The sequence below is a fragment of the Luteimonas yanweni genome (assembly GCF_039548475.1).
GTDB lineage: Bacteria > Pseudomonadota > Gammaproteobacteria > Xanthomonadales > Xanthomonadaceae > Luteimonas.
In genome coordinates this window covers 108,642-124,243 of the sequence record NZ_JBCLVC010000013.1, presented here as the reverse complement: position 1 = coordinate 124,243, position 15,602 = coordinate 108,642, and the positions used below count along the sequence as shown (strand labels likewise).

Sequence of the window (15,602 nt, the reverse complement as noted above, 5' to 3'; positions counted from 1 at the left end):
TATAGCTGCGAAGCCGCTCCCAAAAAATCGCGATTGGCGACCGCCGGAATCAGCTGGCAGCGGCGCTCACTGCCCGGCCGACGCCGGCACGATCCGCGCGCCGCGCAGGCCGGGCACGCCGTCGTGGACATCCGTCCAGACCACGTGCGCGTTGCCGCCGGCCACCGCCAGCTGCGGGAAGCCGGTGCCGCGGCCGCGGCCGGTGAGGTGGGCGACGCCGATGCGTTCGAACTCCGTGACCAGGTCCGGCGAGCGCCGCGACAGCCACAGCGACTGGCCACCGTTTTCTTCCCGCAGCCACAGCACCCAGGCCTGGCCATCGCCGAGCGCGATCGCGACACGCCCCTGCACCGCTTCGCCGCGATCAAGCGTGACCGGTGCAGCGAAACTCTCACCGGCATCACCGCTGTACGCGATGCGTACCTCGGGCACGTCGCCATCGGCGGCCGTGTACCAGGCGACCACGGCCGCGTCACCGTCGGCCGCCACCGCAGGGCCGTTGACCGGGCAGGCCGGCATCACCCAGTTGTCGGCGTGCACGGCCTTGGGCGTGGTCCAGGCCTCGCCGTCCAGGCGCGTGGCCAGGATGTCGCGCACTTCACCCTGGGCGCGGCCGCGATAGACCAGCAGCGGACCGCGCGCGGTGACCGCGGCGCTGGTCTGGCAGCAGTCGCAGACGCTGGCGTCGATCTCGACGTCGGCGGCCCGGCGAAGGTGGCCGTCGAAGCTTGCGGCGCGCAGGGTCATCGCAGCCGGGTCCGCAACGGCGGCGCTGGCGGCATTCGTTGCCGCGCCCGTCGTCGCACCGGCTGCCGCGTCGCCCGCGTCGCCCGCTGCGTCCGCTTCGCCGTGGTCCGCGTGCCCGTTGCCGGCAGTGTTGCGCCCGTCCAGCCACGCGATCCCGAGCGTGCCCTGTCCCTGCGGCCACATCGAGACGAAGCCGTGTTCGGTCTGCGTGCCGTCATCGTGCGGACTCACCGGCTCGCTCCAGCTGCGGCCGCCATCGAGCGAGGTGCTCAGCCTGACGTCATAGGCATAGGGCGCGTCGCCGTTCTTCTGCAGCCAGTGCGCCCAGAGCGCGCCGTTGGGCGTGGCCATGATGTGCGGCGTGTCGGCCCAGTTGACGAACATGCTGTTGCCGACCGCGATCGTCACTGGTGCCGACTCCCAGCGCGCGCCTGCGAGGTCGTAGCTGGAGAACTGCAGGATGTGGCGGCGCCCGGGCTGCGAATTGGTCCAGGCCAGCAGCAGCTTCCCGCCGTCGACGGCGGTCAGGTCGGGAAGCGCCGAACCGGGCAGCATCGCCGGCAGCGGCCATTCTTCGACCACGCGCGCAGCGGCGGGATCGACCGCGGCAGTGGACGCCGCCGGGACGGGTGCCGGTGCCTCGCTGCCGCACCCGGCAACAAGGCCCAGCACGGCAAGGGTGATCATGGCGATGCGCATGCCGGCAGCGTACCGTAGGGATCGACCATGTTCACCACCGTCGCCGCCTATACCGACCCGATCGAAGCCCAGCTCGCGGCCGGCCTGCTGCAGGCCGAGGGCATTCCCGCGCGCCTGGACGATACCGGCACCGCGATCGCCAACTGGGAATGGCGGCTGGCCATCGGCGGCATGCGGCTGCGCGTGCCCGACGCGCAGGCCATCCATGCGCGCCGCGTGCTGGCGGCGCTGGACGCCGGTGAATACGCGCTGGACGAAGATGCGTTTTTCGACGAAGGCGACGAAGACAGTATTCACCGCGCGCACGGCCTGCAGGACGTGTCTGTCGCGGGCGGTATGGGCGGCAGCGGAGACCGCAGCTCGCGTGACTCCCGGCGCGAAGCCGGCGCGCTGCAGCCACCCGACCGCGAGAGCCTCTCCAGCCGCATCGCCTGGGCGGCGCTGATGCTGCTCGGCCTGCCGCTGCCCTGGCGGCGCCGGCGTGACCTGGGAGCGGCAACCCGCCGCGTGTGAGCGCAGCGCGCCTGACCCGCGCGCGGCGCGCTGTCAACGGGTTCCGCGCATCGCGATGCGGGGCCACAATCGACGGCTCCGCGGCTCGCGCCGCCCGATGCAAGACCACTGATGGCTGACCCCAAGACCGCGCTCGCGCGCAAGATCGCCCGGACCATCGCCGACGAAATCGGCGCCCGGCAGACCCAGGTGGAGGCCGCCGTCGGCCTGCTCGACGAAGGCGCGACCGTGCCCTTCATCGCGCGCTACCGCAAGGAAGTCACCGAGGGCCTGGACGACACCCAGCTGCGCGATCTTGAAACGCGCCTGGCTTACCTGCGCGAACTCGAGGACCGGCGCGCGTCGATCCTGGCCAGCATCGACGAGCAGGGCAAGCTGACCGACGGGCTGCGCGCCGACATCGACGCCGCCGACAGCAAGGCGCGCCTGGAAGACCTGTACCTGCCCTACAAGCAGAAGCGCCGCACCCGCGCCCAGATCGCACGCGAGGCCGGGCTGGAGCCGCTGGCCGACGGCCTGCTGGCTGATCCGATGCAGGTACCGGAAGAATTTGCGCAGTCGTTCGTCGACGCCGAAAAAGGCGTGGCCGACGCGAAGGCAGCGCTTGAAGGCGCACGCGCGATCCTGCTCGAGCGCTGGGGCGAGGACGCGAGCCTGGTCGGCGAACTTCGCGAGTGGCTGGCAGGCTGCGGCGTGATCCGTTCGAAGGTAGCCGACGGCAAGGAAGCCGCGGGCGAGAAGTTCCGCGACTACTTCGACCACGCCGAGCCGCTGTCGAAGATCCCCTCGCACCGCCTGCTGGCGCTGTTCCGCGGCCGCCGCGAGGAGTTCCTGCAGCTCGAGCTCGACCCGGGCGCCGACCTCGACGCCGGCAACGCCTATGCCGAGGGCCGCGTCGCCCTGCAGGCCGGCATCCGCGCCGGCGGCCGCGCCGCCGACGCCTGGCTGCTCGGCGCCTGCCGCCTGGCCTGGCGCGCGAAGCTGCAGCTGCACCTGATGCTGGACCTGTTCGCGCAGGCGCGCGAGAAGGCCGAAGCCGAGGCCATCACCGTGTTCGGCGACAACCTCAAGGACCTGATGCTGGCCGCGCCCGCCGGCCCGAAAGTGGTGCTCGGCATCGACCCGGGCATCCGCACCGGCTGCAAGGTCGCGGTGGTGGATGCGACCGGCAAGCTGGTCGCGACCGACACGATCTATCCGCACGAGCCACGCAAACAGTGGGACCAGTCGGTGCACACGCTGCGCAGGCTGTGCGCCGAACACGGCGTGCAGCTGGTGGCGATCGGCAACGGCACTGCGTCGCGCGAGACCGACCGCCTCGCCGCCGACGTCATGAAGGCCGCGCCCGAACTGAAGCTGCAGAAGATCGTGGTCAGCGAGGCCGGCGCCTCGGTGTATTCGGCGTCGGAGCTTGCCGCGAAAGAGTTCCCCGGCCTCGACGTGTCGATCCGCGGCGCGGTGTCGATCGCGCGCCGCCTGCAGGACCCGCTGGCCGAACTGGTCAAGATCGAACCCAAGGCGATCGGCGTCGGCCAGTACCAGCACGACGTCGACCAGTACCGCCTCGCGCGCGCGCTCGACGCCCGCGTCGAGGACTGCGTGAACGCGGTCGGCGTGCATGTGAACACCGCATCGAGCGCGCTGCTGGCGCGCGTGTCCGGGCTGTCGTCGACGGTGGCAGCGAACATCGTCTCCCACCGTGATGCCAACGGCCCCTTCAAGCGCCGCAAGGACCTGCTGAAGGTGCCGCGCCTGGGCGACAAGACCTTCGAACAGTGCGCCGGCTTCCTGCGCATCGCCGACGGCGACGAGCCGCTGGACGGCTCCGCCGTGCACCCCGAGGCCTATCCGGTGGTCGAACGCATCGTGGCCGCGACCGGCCGGCCGATCCACGCGCTGGTGGGCGACGCCGGTTTCGTGCGCACGCTCAAGGCGCGCGAGTTCACCGACGAGCGCTTCGGCGAACCGACCGTGCGCGACATCCTCGCCGAGCTTGAAAAGCCCGGCCGCGACCCGCGACCCGAGTTCAAGGCGGCGGTGTTCGCCGACGGCGTCGAGGACATCAAGGACCTGCGCGAAGGCATGATCCTGGAAGGCGTGGTGTCGAACGTCGCCGCCTTCGGCGCCTTCGTCGACATCGGCGTGCACCAGGACGGCCTGGTCCACATCTCCGCGCTGTCGGACCGCTACGTGAAGGATCCGCGCGAGGTGGTGAAGGCCGGCGACATCGTCAAGGTGAAGGTGCTGGAGGTCGACGTGGCGCGCAAGCGCATCGCGCTGACCCGGCGCCTGGACGACACCCCGGCGCCGCGGGATGCGCGGCCGGATGCGCGCCGCGATGATGGCCCGCGCGGCAACCGTGGCGGTGGCGGCAACCACCGCGGCGGCCCGGCGGCCCGCGGCGGCGGCACCCCCGCACGCACCGCCGCGGCACCGGCCAACAACGCCCTGGCCGACGCCTTCGCCCGCGCCAAGCGCAGCTGAACCACGCGCCCGTGCCCCGCCCAGCGGGGCATGCGGCCCGCCTCAGGCCGCGACGACGCGGTCCCGGCCGCTGCGCTTGGCTTCGTACAGGCGCTCGTCGGCACGCCGCAGCAGGTCGTCCGGCTGCTCGCCCGCGGCGCGCTCCACCAGGCCCGCGCTGATGGTGCACACCAGGTCGTCGCCGAGCGATGCGATCCGCAGCGCGGCGATGTCCATGCGCACCTGCTCCACCCGGGACCGGCCAGCGTCCAGGGTCATGTCGTGGAGCACCACCAGGAACTCCTCGCCACCGGTCCGCCCCACGAACACGGACGGATCCCGCAGCGAGTCGAGCAGGCGCGCGCCCACGTGCGCCAGGACCTGGTCGCCGGCCTGGTGCCCGTGGCGGTCGTTGATGGCCTTGAAGCGGTCGACATCGAGCAGCGCCACGCACAGCGGGCTGCCGGTGGCCTCGGCGCGCGCCACCGCGGACTCCAGGCACAGGTCGCAGGCGCGGCGGTTGGGCAGGCCGGTCAGGGCATCGTGGTGTGCCTGGTGGGCGAGCTGCTCCATCAGCTGTTCGCGCTCGCGCGATGCCTGTTCCAGTTCGGCGTTCTTCTCGCGAAGCTCCTCGGTCCGCTGCGCGACCTTCGACTCCAGCCGCCGCTGGCGCCCGCGCTGGTGGCGACCCAGCCAGGCGTGCAGGCCCGCCAGCAACAGCGCCAGCAGGCACGCGCCCAGCAGGCGCACCGGCGTGCGCGCCCACCACGGCGCGGCGACCCGCAGCTCGACCTGCGCCCGGTTGGCCGGGCGCGACCAGTCCGCCGGTGCCCGCGCCACCTGGACTTCGAAGCGCAGCGAGCCGGCCGGAAGGTGGGTGTAGGCCACTTCGCCGGCCGAGCCGGCCTCGATCCAGTCGGCGTCGACGCCCTGCATCCGGTAGCGGTAGCGCAGGCTGTTCGGGCTGCGCTGGCTGACGCCGGTGTACTGGATCAGCACGCGCCCGCCGGGCGGAACGTCCGTCGCCGGAGCGCCGTCGACCAGGACCCGGTCGATCACCAGCGAGACGTTGCCGGCGGCCCCGGCCATGACCCGGGCCGGATCGAAGACCGCGATCCCGGCGGCGGTCGGCATCCAGAGTTCGCCGTTGGCCATGCGCCAGCCGGCGGGTGAGCTGCCACCGTTCGACTGGCGGCTGGGCATGCCGTCGTCGCGGGTGAAGGACTGCATGTCGAGTTGCACCACTTTGCCGCGGTCGACCTCGTCGAATGCACGGCGCGGGATCCGGGTCACGCCCTCGTTGCTGCTGACCCACAGGTTGCCGAAGTCGTCGGGCAGGATCCGGAACAGCGCGCTGCCCGACAGTCCCTGCCGCCGGCCATAGAGGCTGAACACGCCGTCGCGATGGCGCAGCACGCCGCGGTCGCTGGCAATCCAGAGCGTGCCGTCGGGATCGGACAGGAAATCGAAGGCGGACAGGGCCGGGAAGTCGACCTCCGGCTCCAGCACCACCAGGCGGCCATCGCTCCCGCGACGGGCCAGCCCGCCAAGGAAGCCGATCCACAGCGTGCCGTCGTCGGTGTGATGCAGCGCGCGCACCGGCAGCGCCGGCAGCGAGGGGAAAGGCCGCTCCTGCGTCTGTCCGTCGCGCCAGGCGGCGAGTCCGCGCTCGGTGCCGACCCAGAGCGTGCCGTCGGGCTCCTCCAGCACGGCGCGGACCTGCTCGGTGGCGAGCAGGCTGCCCTCCCCTGCCACGGGCCGGACCGGCGCCTGCGCATCCGCCGCGACGTGCATCACGCCGCGGTTGTATGTGCCCGCCCAGACCCCGCCGTCAGACGCCTGCGCCAGCGACAGCACCGAGGCCGATGGCAGGCCCGGCCGCGGCAGCAGCACCTCGATGCGCCCGTCGCGCAGGCGGCTCAATCCGCCCGAATGCCCCACCCAGACCTGGCCGTCGGCCGTCTCCACCAGGCTGCGCACGAAGTCGTTGCGCAGGCCCTGCTCCTTGCCCAGGCCCCAGACCGGGCCATCGCCGATGCGGAACAGGCCGTGCGTGGTGCCCATCCAGACCAGCCCGTCGCGACCTTCGAACAGCGCGCCCGAAGCGAAACCCTCGATGCCGTGGCGCCGGTCCAGCTGCCGCCACTCGCCCTGCCAGTAGCGCAGCAGCGTGCTGTCGGTGGCCGCGACCCACAGCGCACCCTGGCGGTCCTGCATCAGCCCTTCGGCCGCCCCGCTGCGCAGGCGCTCCAGGCGCTGGCCGCGGAGCCGCCAGACGCCGTGTTCACCCGCGATCCACAGGTCGCCGCCGCGGGCCTGCTGCAGGCCGCGGACTTCGCCCGCCGGCAGGCCCAGGCGCTCGCCCAGCGCCTCCAGGCGACCGGCGTGCCAGCGGTAGAGGCCATGGCGGTTGCCGGCCAGCAGGCTCCCGTCGGCGCGCGCCAGCAGCACCAGCACATCGAGGGCCGCCAGCGCCTCGCCGCCGTCGACACGCTCGCAGCCGCCATCCCCGCCAACCCGGTACAGGCCTTCGCGGGCCGCGATCCAGTAGCCGCCATCGATAGCCGGCGCAACGCGCGCAGCCTCCAGTCCGGGCGCGTCCGCGCAGGCCGGCCGGGCCTGGCCGCCATCGGGCACGTGCATCAGGCCGAGATGGTCGACCGACACCAGCACGCCGTCGCCATGGCGCACGATCTGTCGCGACGCGAGGCGCCGGCCGTCCGGGTGGTTCAGGCCCTCGACCTCGCGGAAGCTGCGTCCGTCGAAGCGCACCGTGCCTTCCCAGGTCGCGACCCAGAGGAAGCCGTCGCCGTCCTGGCTGATCGCATGGACCTGGCCATGGGGCAGGCCGTCGTCGGCGTTCCAGCGGGTGACCGTGTAGCGCTCGGGCGGCAGCTCCGGGTCCAGCGCCAAGGCCGGGCCCGCGGCCAGCCATGCACAGGCCAGCGCCGTGGCCAAGGCGCGCGAAAGCCACGCTGTCGCGCTGCGTCTGTATGCGTCCATGCCTGGCATGCCGTTCAACGTGCCCCTGTCCACGTTTCGCCGCCAGTGTAACAACTGCCCCCGGGATGCCGCCCGCGGCCGCGCCGGCTACTCCGCCCACTCCGGGTCGGCGGTGAACTCGACCGTCAGCCAGCGGTTGGGCATGTCGCCACCGATGGCGTCGCTGATCTCCTCGCGCAGCCGGTCCCAGGCCTCCACCGTGCGCGCCGGCGAGCCCGGCGGGACGATGAACGCCAGCTCGATCTGGCGGCCGCGCCCGACCCGCGCCACGTAGGCGCGGAAATCGACGAAGCCGTGGCGCAGGACGACATCCCGGGCCACCTCGTCCACGTGCTGCTTCAGGTCCGGCGGCGTCACCAGCAGGATGTCGGCCAGCGCCTGGCGGATGGTGCCCAGCGGCATCGGCAGGATCACCAGGCACACCAGCGCCAGCACCGCCGGATCGATGTAGGGCGTGATCCAGTGCAGCGATGTGCCTTCCACCATCCATCCGACCGCGAACGCCACCAGCAGCGCGCCCGCCAGCAGCGCCGACATCAGCCAGCCCTTGGCGTCGAGCGCGACGAAGCCGGAGCGGATGCGCCGGTTCGCACGCAGCTGGAACAGCCACATGGCGAAGCTCACCGCGGTGGTCGCCGCCGCGTAGGCCATGGCCATGCCGAACTCCAGCTCGCGGCCGCCGGTCATGAACGCGTCCACGGCGTGGATCAGCGCGTAGATCGCGGCGCCGGTCAGCAGCAGCGCATCGACGCCGAGCACGATCGGCTCCAGGTGCCAGAAGCCCATGGTGAAGCGCTCGACCAGCCGCTGGTTGCGCAGGCCGCCCGCGGTCGAACCGGCGATCAGGCGCGCCACCAGCAGGCCGACCATGGTCATGCAGGCGTCGATCAGCGAGTACACGCCGTCGAAGACGATCGCGAACGAGCCCGACAGCAGGCCCATGGCGATGCCCAGGCAGGCGAACAGCAGGATCACCATCACCGAGAGGCGCAGCACACCCTGCTCGGTGTCGACGCGCAGGCGTCCGCGAGGTTCCATGTCGACCACCCTGGTGTGCTCCTTTGCCGTGATGCGCGGACGCGTCGGGCCGCGCAGTGCATGGCCAGCCCGTATCGATCCTCTCCGGACGAGGCACAGCTGACAAGCTGAACATCGTTCCGGTCGACGCCAGCCACGGCGTGGAACGCGGGCGGCGTGGATGGGACAATGGTGCGTAATGAGCCAGATCCTGCACACCGTCGACAACGATCCGCGCCCGACGCCTCCGGAAGCGCCCCTGCCCAGCGACTGCTGCGACAGCGGCTGCGATCCCTGCGTCAACGATTCCTACGCCGAAGAGCTGCAGTACTACCGCGAGCAGCTGGCGAAGTGGCTCGAGCGCCACCCGAAGTCCTGTCCTTGACGGGCCTGGGTCCGTTCCCGATCCACGCCGTCATCGCCGCGCTGGCCACCCTGTCCGGCTGGCTGGTCGTGCGCGCCTGGGCGCGGCGGCTGCCGGAGGCGCCGGATCCGGCGGACGTTCAGCACGCGGCCGCGTCGGCGCCCGCGGGCCCACCCGCCGCACCAGACGCCCGCCCGCAGCGGATTGCGGCAGCGCTGTTCGTCGACGCAGTGCTCATCGGCCTGCTGGCCGCACGCCTGGGCTACGTGCTGCTGTGGTGGCCCGAGTACATGGTCGCGCCGAGGTCGATCATCGCCATCGGCGACGGCGGCTTCCTGTGGTGGGCCGGGCTGGCGGCGGCGCTGGCCTTCGCGGGGTGGTCCACGCGCAGGCGCATGCCGCTGCGTACGCCGCTGCTGGCCGGCATCGCCGCCGGCATGCTGGCCTGGGTCGCCTTCGGCGGACTGCTGGTGATGATGCAGCGCTCGGCGCCGCCGCTGCCCGCGTTCGCGCTGACGACGCTGGACGGCGAGCCGACCACGCTCGCCGCGCTGTCCGGACGCCCCATGGTGCTCAACCTGTGGGCGACCTGGTGCCCACCCTGCCGCCGCGAGATGCCGGTGCTGCAGGATGCGCAGGCGCGCTACCCGGGCGTCGCCTTCGTGCTCGTGAACCAGGGCGAGGACCGCGGCACGGTCCGCGATTACCTGGACGCCGCTGGCCTCGAGTTCGAGCACCTGCTGCTTGATCCGCATTCGAAGGGGATGCTGGAGACCAACACCCGCGGCCTGCCGACGACCCTGTTCTTCAACGCCGACGGCCGCCTGGTCGACACCCACATGGGTGAGCTCACGCGCGCAAGCCTGGCGAGCGCACTGCAGAAGCGCTTCGGCGTGGCGGCCGGGAGCAGGGCCGCACAGCCGGACGGATAGCCCGACGGGGGCTGTCCGGATCACATCGCGAAGCAGAGCCGGCAACAGCGCACGCTTGATGCGGGTCAAGGACCGGCACCGGCGTCCGGCGCATAGTCCTTGCACGCGCCGGAGGCCGGTGCTCGCGACCGGTCCGGGCATCCACTCCCGGAGACCATCATGCGTATCCGCCAGGGGCCACCCGCCCTGTCGCGCGTTTCCGCGCCCCGCCTGTCCCTCGCCGCCATCGCCGCGCTGGCGCTGGTGGCGGGCAGCGCCCACGCCGCCGACACCTGGAAGACCAGCGGCGACGTCCGCTTCGGCTACGTCGCCTCCGAAACCCGCGCCCGCAGCGGCGCCACCACCGACGCCGACAGCGTGCGCGCCCGAGCGCGCTTCCGCGTGAGAGGCGAACTCGGCAACGGCTGGCACGCCAGCGGCCGCGTGGCCGCGCGCCTGGACAGCGAACAGGACGACGAGGAGTTCTGGATGCGCACCTACGCCCCGGGGCCTTCGGGTCTCGAGGACGGCCAGGCGACCATCGACGAGGCCTACCTCGAATACCGGGCTGCGGATTCGCCCTGGAGCCTGCGCGTGGGCCGCTTCCAGGCCGCTTTCGGCATCGACGACATCATGAAAAAGTCGCTGGACCAGAACGACAGCACCAACTTCGACATCACCTGGACCGACGGCGTCTGGTGGCAGTGGCGCGGCAGCGACTGGACCACGCACGTGATCGCGCGCCACAACGACCACCGCGGGCCCACCGGCACGCTGCGGCGCCCGCTGGACTTCGCCGACAGCGGCTCGCGCGCCGGCCTGTTCGTGGCGGCGGAATCGAAAACCGCCATCGGCCCCGTGGTGCAGCGCATGGTCACCATGACCTGGCTGCCCTCGGCGCTGCGCACGAACGGCCTCGCCGACCCGGCGCTCGAGGACTACCTGGCGGTGACCGCCAAGGCCGCCGCCGAGTGGCCGCTGGGCGAGGGCGGCACGAAGTTCCGCCTCGGCGGCGAGATCGGCTGGGCGGCCGACACCCCGCGCAGGCAGGCGATGAACACCGGCACCGGCGACGCCGACGCGCTGTCCTGGCAGGCCTCCTTCAGCCTCATGGACGTGCTGACCGACCATGACGTCGGCATCGTCTACGGCCGCGTCGCCGACGGCTGGCTGCTGTCGAGCGACTTCCGGCCCAACGACGAACTGCTGGAAGCGCGCTGGGTGTGGCAGGCGAGCAAGGCCTGGCAGCTCGACGCGCGCATCCGCCGACGCGAGGAACTCGACCTGCCCGCGAGCGCCGTCCGCCCGCGTCGCGATGACGACCTGTATGTGCGCGCGACCTGGAAATTCTGAGCGGAGTGCGGCATGAACCGTCGCCGGAGCAAGACATGCGCAACCTGAGACGCGCGCTGTGGGGAACGCTTGTTGTGCTGGTGGTCGCCTGGCTCGCGGCCGAGCCCACGGTCTTCCGACCCGGCGGCTTCTTCGCGCTGCGCGGCGCGATGGTGCAGCTGACCGGCGTGGTCGCGATCGGCTGCATGGGCCTGTGCATGGTGCTGGCGCTGCGTCCGCTGTGGCCGCAGGCCTGGCTGGGCGGTCTCGACAAGATGTACCGCCTGCACAAGTGGCTGGGCATCGCCGCGCTGGTGGCCGGCATCCTCCACTGGCTGTGGGCGACCGGGCCGAAGTGGGCGGTGGGCTGGGGCTGGCTTACGCGGCCGGCGCGCGGGCCGCGGGCCGTGCCCGGCGGCCCGGTCGCAGCCTGGCTGTCGGACCAGCGAGGGCTTGCAGAAAGCATTGGCGAATGGACCTTCTACGCCGTCGTGGTGCTGATTGCGCTGGCGCTGATCCAGCGCTTCCCGTATCGCCTGTTCCACAAGACGCACCGCCTGCTGGCCATCACCTGGCTGCTGCTGGCCTTCCATACCGTCGTGCTGATGCGGTCGGGTTACTGGCTGTCGCCGGTGGGCTGGCTGGTCGCGGCGCTGCTCGCCGCTGGCACCTGGGCCGCGCTGGTGGTGCTGGCGCGGCGCGTCGGCGCCCGCAGGAAAGTGCCGGGACAGGTCGACGCCATGCACTGGTTCGACGACGTGCACTCGCTTGAAGTCGAGGTCCGGGTGCGCGACTGGCCCGGCCACAAGCCGGGGCAGTACGCCTTCGTGACCGTGGACGCCTCGGAGGGCGCGCATCCCTACACGATCACGTCCAGCTGGAACCCGGCCCGGCCGGTCATCTCCTTCGGCATCCGCGAGCTGGGCGACCACACCCGTGGCCTCCGCGACCGGCTCGGCATCGGGCAGGCGGTGAAGGTCGAAGGGCCGTATGGCTGCTTCACCTTCGACAACGGACCGGCGCGCCAGATCTGGATCGGCGGCGGCGTCGGGGTCACGCCGTTCGTCGCCCGCATGAAGCACCTGGCGCGCGAACAGAGCGGGCACGGCGCGCCGGCCGACCGGCAGATCGACCTCTTCCACACGACCACCGACTCCGACCAGGAAGTGTTCGAGCGACTGAACGCCGACGCCCGCCAGGCCGGGGTGCGACTGCACATCCTGGTGGACGCACGCGATGGCCTGCTGACCGGCGAACGGCTGCGGGCCACCGTGCCCGACTGGCGCGACGCGGGCATCTGGTTCTGCGGACCCGCCGGGTTTGGCGAGGCGCTCAAGCGCGACCTGGCCGCGCACGGGTTCCCGGTGGAGAAGCAGTTCCACCAGGAGCTGTTCGCGATGCGTTGATCCGGCGAGGGCCGCCGATCGGGCACCCGATTGCACCCATTGGGCCGAAGAAGCGCGACGAATTGTCTGCGCTGGAGACGCCCGACGGGATGCCGCGTGCACGAGCCTGGGACCGGATACGCGCGCTGACTGGACGTGCGCTCGCCGCCGCTTGCCGTCGCAGCGCCGGCGTTCCGCAACAACCGGGCGCCGGCGGACTCAGCCGGCAAACCCGCCGTCGGCGATGAACGCGGCTTCCGCAGCGGTATCCTCGCGGCCCAGGACCCGGTTGCGGTGCGGGAAGCGTCCGAAGCGCTGGACGATGTCGTGGTGTCCCCGCATCCGCTCCACCTGCCGCGGCCCGATGCGCGCAGCCAGCTCCAACGAGTACGCCTGGTCGGCGGCGTCCTCGGAATGGGTGGACGGAAACACGAAGAACACGCGATACGCAGGCTCCACGCCCTCCATATGGCCGCGACGCACCGCTTCGCGCGCATGCAAGCGCGCCAGTCCATCGGTGGCATACATGTGCGCGGTGCCGCGGAAGGCGTTGCGCGGGAACTGGTCGAGCAGGACCATCAGCGCCAGCGCGCCGTCCGCGGTGTCGATCCAGTGGTCGCAGCGGCGCGCGGCCGCCTCCGTGTGCAGGTCGAGGAAGCGTTCGCGGAAGTCGCGGTCGAAGCCGGGATCCCTGGCCATCCACAGGCCCTCGGCGACCACGCGCGCCCAGAACGAAACAACCTCGCCGACTCCTGCATCCATCGTGTTCACCAGTCCAGCGAAATGTTCACCGCGGCGCTGCGTCCCGGCCGCGTGTGGAAGCCGATATTGTCCTCGTCGGCCGCCAGGCCGCGCACGCCGCTCCAGTTCCAGTAGCGGCGGTCGCCCAGGTTGAGCAGGCCGGCGTTGATGCGGATGCCGGGCCGTGGCTCCATCCACGCGTAGAGGTCGACGCGCGCGTAGCCGGGCGGCTCGAACAGTTCGCCGGCGCCGTGGTCGACGCGGTCCTGGCCACGCACGGCCACCATCGCGCCCTCGACGCCCCATTGCCCACCCGATGCCTCGTAGCGCAGGCCGAGCGTGGCGCGCGGCGGGTCGATACTGTTGAGCGGAACATCGCGACGGGTGTCGTCGCCCCGCGACCATGCCATCGCGCCGCGCAGCTGCCAGCCGCCGGGCAGCGCCTGATCGGTCCACGGCAGGTTCCACAGCAGGTCGCCCTCGATGCCGCGGATGCGCGCGCGGTCGCGGTTGACCGACTGGAACACCAGCGCGCGCGTGACCGGGTCGATCCCGAGGTTGGCGCGCGAGTCGATCAGGTCGCGGTAGCGGTTCTCGTACACCGACAGGCTCGCGCGCGCGGCTTCGCCCACGAAGCGCCAGCCAAGCTCCAGGCCCTCGCTGCGTTCCGGGCGCAGGTCCGGATTGGCGCGCACCTCGTAGTTGAACACCGGCAGCAGCAGGCCGATGTTGACGTCGCCGAAGGGCGGCGCGCGGAAGCCGCGGGCGTACTGCGCGAACAGGCTGTGGCCACCGTCCAGGCTCCAGCGCAGGGCCAGCCGCGGCGTCACCTGGTCGGTGTCGACGTCGACCGGCATGCTGTCCGGGAAGTCCTCCAGGTAGATCGCATCCGGATGCGCGCGCAGGCGGTTCCACTCCGCCCGCAGCCCCGGGATCACCGCGAAGCGTTCGCCGAAGGAGATCTCGTCCTGCCAGAACAGGGCCAGGCTGGTATTGCGCGAGTCGGGGAAGTCGCGCACCGGCAGCGGCTCGCCAAGGATCACGCTGCTGGTCGCGCCGGTGGCCAGGTTGGTCTCGACGCCGTCGCGCAGGCCGCGGTAGTCCTGGCGCGCGACGTCGATGCCGAAGACCTGCCAGTGGCTGCCGAAGCGGCCGGCGTGCCGCGACTGGCCAAGCAGGCCAAGGCCCAGGGCATTGCTTTCGTAGTTGAAACGGCGCCAGCGCCGGGATTCAAAGGGCGTGGCGGCATCCGGCAGCCGGTACTGGTCGCTGTCCTGCCGGACTTCGGTGTCCTGGTGGTAGAGCTGCGCCTGCAGCGACTGCAGCCAGCGCCAGCCGGGCTGCCATTCGCTGGCGATGCTCGCGCGCAGGCGCTGCTGGCGGTCGTCGGCGTCGAGCCGGTAGGTGGTGGCGTAGCGGCCGCTGCCGAAGCGCAGCGAATTGACCGAGGTCTGGCGCGACTCGCGGGTCCCGTCCAGGGTGACGACATGGCGACCCGCCGCGCCCGCGTCGCGCACCAGCTTGGCGAGCACGCTTTCGCGAACGAAGTCGAGCGGATTGGGATCATCCTCCGCACGCCAGGCGCGGTTGCCGGCCTCGTGCCCGCGGCGCTGCGCCGCGATCGCCATCGCCTGCCAGCCGTCGGCGCGGCCGCCGGCCCAACTGGCGGACAGCAGGCGACTGTCGTCGACGCTGTCATGGCCGATGCGAACGCCACGGTGCCGGTCGCCATCGGCGCGCTGCAGCAGCGCATCGGGATCGAGCGTGCGGAAGGCGACCACCCCGGCCAGCGCGTCGCTTCCATACAGCGTGGACGCCGGGCCGCGCTGCACTTCCACCCGCTCCACCGCCTCCATGTCGACCAGGTCGCGGCCGGCCGAGGCGAACTGGCCGATGCTGTAGTCGTCGGCCAGGGGGATACCGTCAACCACGATCCGCACCCGATTGCCGTCCAGGCCGCGGATCGAGAAGCCGCGGGTGCCGAAGCGGTTGCCCTCCGACACCACCTCCACGCCGGGCACGTAGCGCACCAGGCTTTCGGGATCGCGCACCAGGCGCCGGTCGAGGTCTTCGCGCTCCACAGCGGCCACGCTCGAGACCACCTGGCTGATCGGTTCGGCCACGCGACTGGAGACCACCACCATGGTGTCCAGGGTGGTGACGCGCTCGCCGTCGCCTGGCGAGTCGCCGGGTGCGGGATCTCCGACGGCCGCGGCTGCGGCGGATGCCAGCAGCAGGGAGGTCAGCGCAAGCAGGGGCACGGGCTTGGCCACGAATCGGCTCCGGAAAGGCGTGGATGCGAATGCGCCGCATTGTCGCGGCGACAGGACGGCCTCCGCATGACCTGCGTCAAGACGGGCATGTGTGAATTGATCCAGATCAATTACGCCGCTCGCGGCAACAGGCACGGTTCAGATTGGAACGTCC

The 15,602-nt window shown here is 71.8% G+C and carries 11 protein-coding genes; 6 read left to right on the top strand and 5 right to left on the bottom strand.

The window, feature by feature from the left end:
• Nucleotides 1–66: 66 nt before the first annotated feature.
• Nucleotides 67–1,446, bottom strand: a complete 1,380-nt coding sequence (locus WCE39_RS08950; protein ID WP_343276339.1) for a sialidase family protein — start codon at nucleotides 1,444–1,446, stop codon at nucleotides 67–69.
• A 27-nt stretch (nucleotides 1,447–1,473) separates the two neighbouring features.
• Between WCE39_RS08950 and WCE39_RS08945 the strand changes: the two genes are divergently transcribed.
• Both WCE39_RS08945 and WCE39_RS08940 read left to right on the top strand, forming a co-directional pair.
• On the top strand, nucleotides 1,474–1,959 hold the full coding sequence (locus WCE39_RS08945; protein ID WP_343276338.1) for a putative signal transducing protein: 486 nt from the start codon (nucleotides 1,474–1,476) through the stop codon (nucleotides 1,957–1,959).
• Nucleotides 1,960–2,070: 111 nt separating this feature from the next.
• Complete coding sequence (locus WCE39_RS08940) at nucleotides 2,071–4,443, top strand: Tex family protein (RefSeq protein WP_343276337.1); 2,373 nt, start codon at nucleotides 2,071–2,073, stop codon at nucleotides 4,441–4,443.
• A gap of 42 nt (nucleotides 4,444–4,485) precedes the next feature.
• On the opposite strand, the gene WCE39_RS08935 is transcribed toward WCE39_RS08940, so the two are convergent.
• Both WCE39_RS08935 and WCE39_RS08930 read right to left on the bottom strand, forming a co-directional pair.
• Nucleotides 4,486–7,425 (bottom strand): ligand-binding sensor domain-containing diguanylate cyclase, encoded by a 2,940-nt coding sequence (locus WCE39_RS08935; RefSeq protein WP_343276336.1) that lies wholly within the window; start codon nucleotides 7,423–7,425, stop codon nucleotides 4,486–4,488.
• Between the two features lie 87 nt (nucleotides 7,426–7,512).
• Nucleotides 7,513–8,463, bottom strand: a complete 951-nt coding sequence (locus tag WCE39_RS08930; protein ID WP_343276335.1) for a cation diffusion facilitator family transporter — start codon at nucleotides 8,461–8,463, stop codon at nucleotides 7,513–7,515.
• A 178-nt stretch (nucleotides 8,464–8,641) separates the two neighbouring features.
• Here WCE39_RS08930 and WCE39_RS08925 point away from each other — a divergent pair, with 178 nt between their 5' ends.
• From WCE39_RS08925 to WCE39_RS08910, 4 genes are all read left to right on the top strand, one after another.
• Nucleotides 8,642–8,827, top strand: a complete 186-nt coding sequence (locus WCE39_RS08925) for an oxidoreductase-like domain-containing protein (RefSeq protein ID WP_343276334.1) — start codon at nucleotides 8,642–8,644, stop codon at nucleotides 8,825–8,827.
• The gene (locus tag WCE39_RS08920; protein ID WP_343276333.1) at nucleotides 8,824–9,738 is read left to right on the top strand and encodes a TlpA disulfide reductase family protein; all 915 of its coding nucleotides are present in this window, start codon (nucleotides 8,824–8,826) and stop codon (nucleotides 9,736–9,738) included. Before WCE39_RS08925 ends, WCE39_RS08920 begins: the two co-directional genes overlap by 4 nt.
• A 159-nt stretch (nucleotides 9,739–9,897) precedes the next feature.
• Nucleotides 9,898–11,070, top strand: coding sequence for a porin (locus tag WCE39_RS08915; protein WP_343276332.1), 1,173 nt, complete (start codon nucleotides 9,898–9,900; stop codon nucleotides 11,068–11,070).
• Between the two features lie 35 nt (nucleotides 11,071–11,105).
• On the top strand, nucleotides 11,106–12,455 hold the full coding sequence (locus WCE39_RS08910) for a ferredoxin reductase family protein (protein ID WP_343276331.1): 1,350 nt from the start codon (nucleotides 11,106–11,108) through the stop codon (nucleotides 12,453–12,455).
• A gap of 198 nt (nucleotides 12,456–12,653) precedes the next feature.
• Here WCE39_RS08910 and WCE39_RS08905 read toward each other — a convergent pair whose 3' ends face one another.
• Both WCE39_RS08905 and WCE39_RS08900 read right to left on the bottom strand, forming a co-directional pair.
• Nucleotides 12,654–13,196, bottom strand: a complete 543-nt coding sequence (locus WCE39_RS08905; protein ID WP_343276330.1) for a DUF924 family protein — start codon at nucleotides 13,194–13,196, stop codon at nucleotides 12,654–12,656.
• A 5-nt stretch (nucleotides 13,197–13,201) separates the two neighbouring features.
• Nucleotides 13,202–15,448, bottom strand: coding sequence for a TonB-dependent hemoglobin/transferrin/lactoferrin family receptor (locus WCE39_RS08900; RefSeq protein ID WP_343276329.1), 2,247 nt, complete (start codon nucleotides 15,446–15,448; stop codon nucleotides 13,202–13,204).
• Nucleotides 15,449–15,602: the final 154 nt, after the last annotated feature.

Excerpts from the sequence above, each read along its gene's own strand:
- WCE39_RS08940 (WP_343276337.1), top strand. The coding sequence starts at position 2,071 with ATGGCTGACCCCAAGACCGCGCTCGCGCGCAAGATCGCCCGGACCATC.
- WCE39_RS08925 (WP_343276334.1), top strand. The coding sequence starts at position 8,642 with ATGAGCCAGATCCTGCACACCGTCGACAACGATCCGCGCCCGACGCCT.
- WCE39_RS08915 (WP_343276332.1), top strand. The coding sequence starts at position 9,898 with ATGCGTATCCGCCAGGGGCCACCCGCCCTGTCGCGCGTTTCCGCGCCC.
- WCE39_RS08930 (WP_343276335.1), bottom strand. The coding sequence starts at position 8,463 with ATGGAACCTCGCGGACGCCTGCGCGTCGACACCGAGCAGGGTGTGCTG.
- WCE39_RS08950 (WP_343276339.1), bottom strand. The coding sequence starts at position 1,446 with ATGCGCATCGCCATGATCACCCTTGCCGTGCTGGGCCTTGTTGCCGGG.
- WCE39_RS08910 (WP_343276331.1), top strand. The coding sequence starts at position 11,106 with ATGCGCAACCTGAGACGCGCGCTGTGGGGAACGCTTGTTGTGCTGGTG.
- WCE39_RS08945 (WP_343276338.1), top strand. The coding sequence starts at position 1,474 with ATGTTCACCACCGTCGCCGCCTATACCGACCCGATCGAAGCCCAGCTC.
- WCE39_RS08935 (WP_343276336.1), bottom strand. The coding sequence starts at position 7,425 with ATGGACGCATACAGACGCAGCGCGACAGCGTGGCTTTCGCGCGCCTTG.
- WCE39_RS08905 (WP_343276330.1), bottom strand. The coding sequence starts at position 13,196 with ATGGATGCAGGAGTCGGCGAGGTTGTTTCGTTCTGGGCGCGCGTGGTC.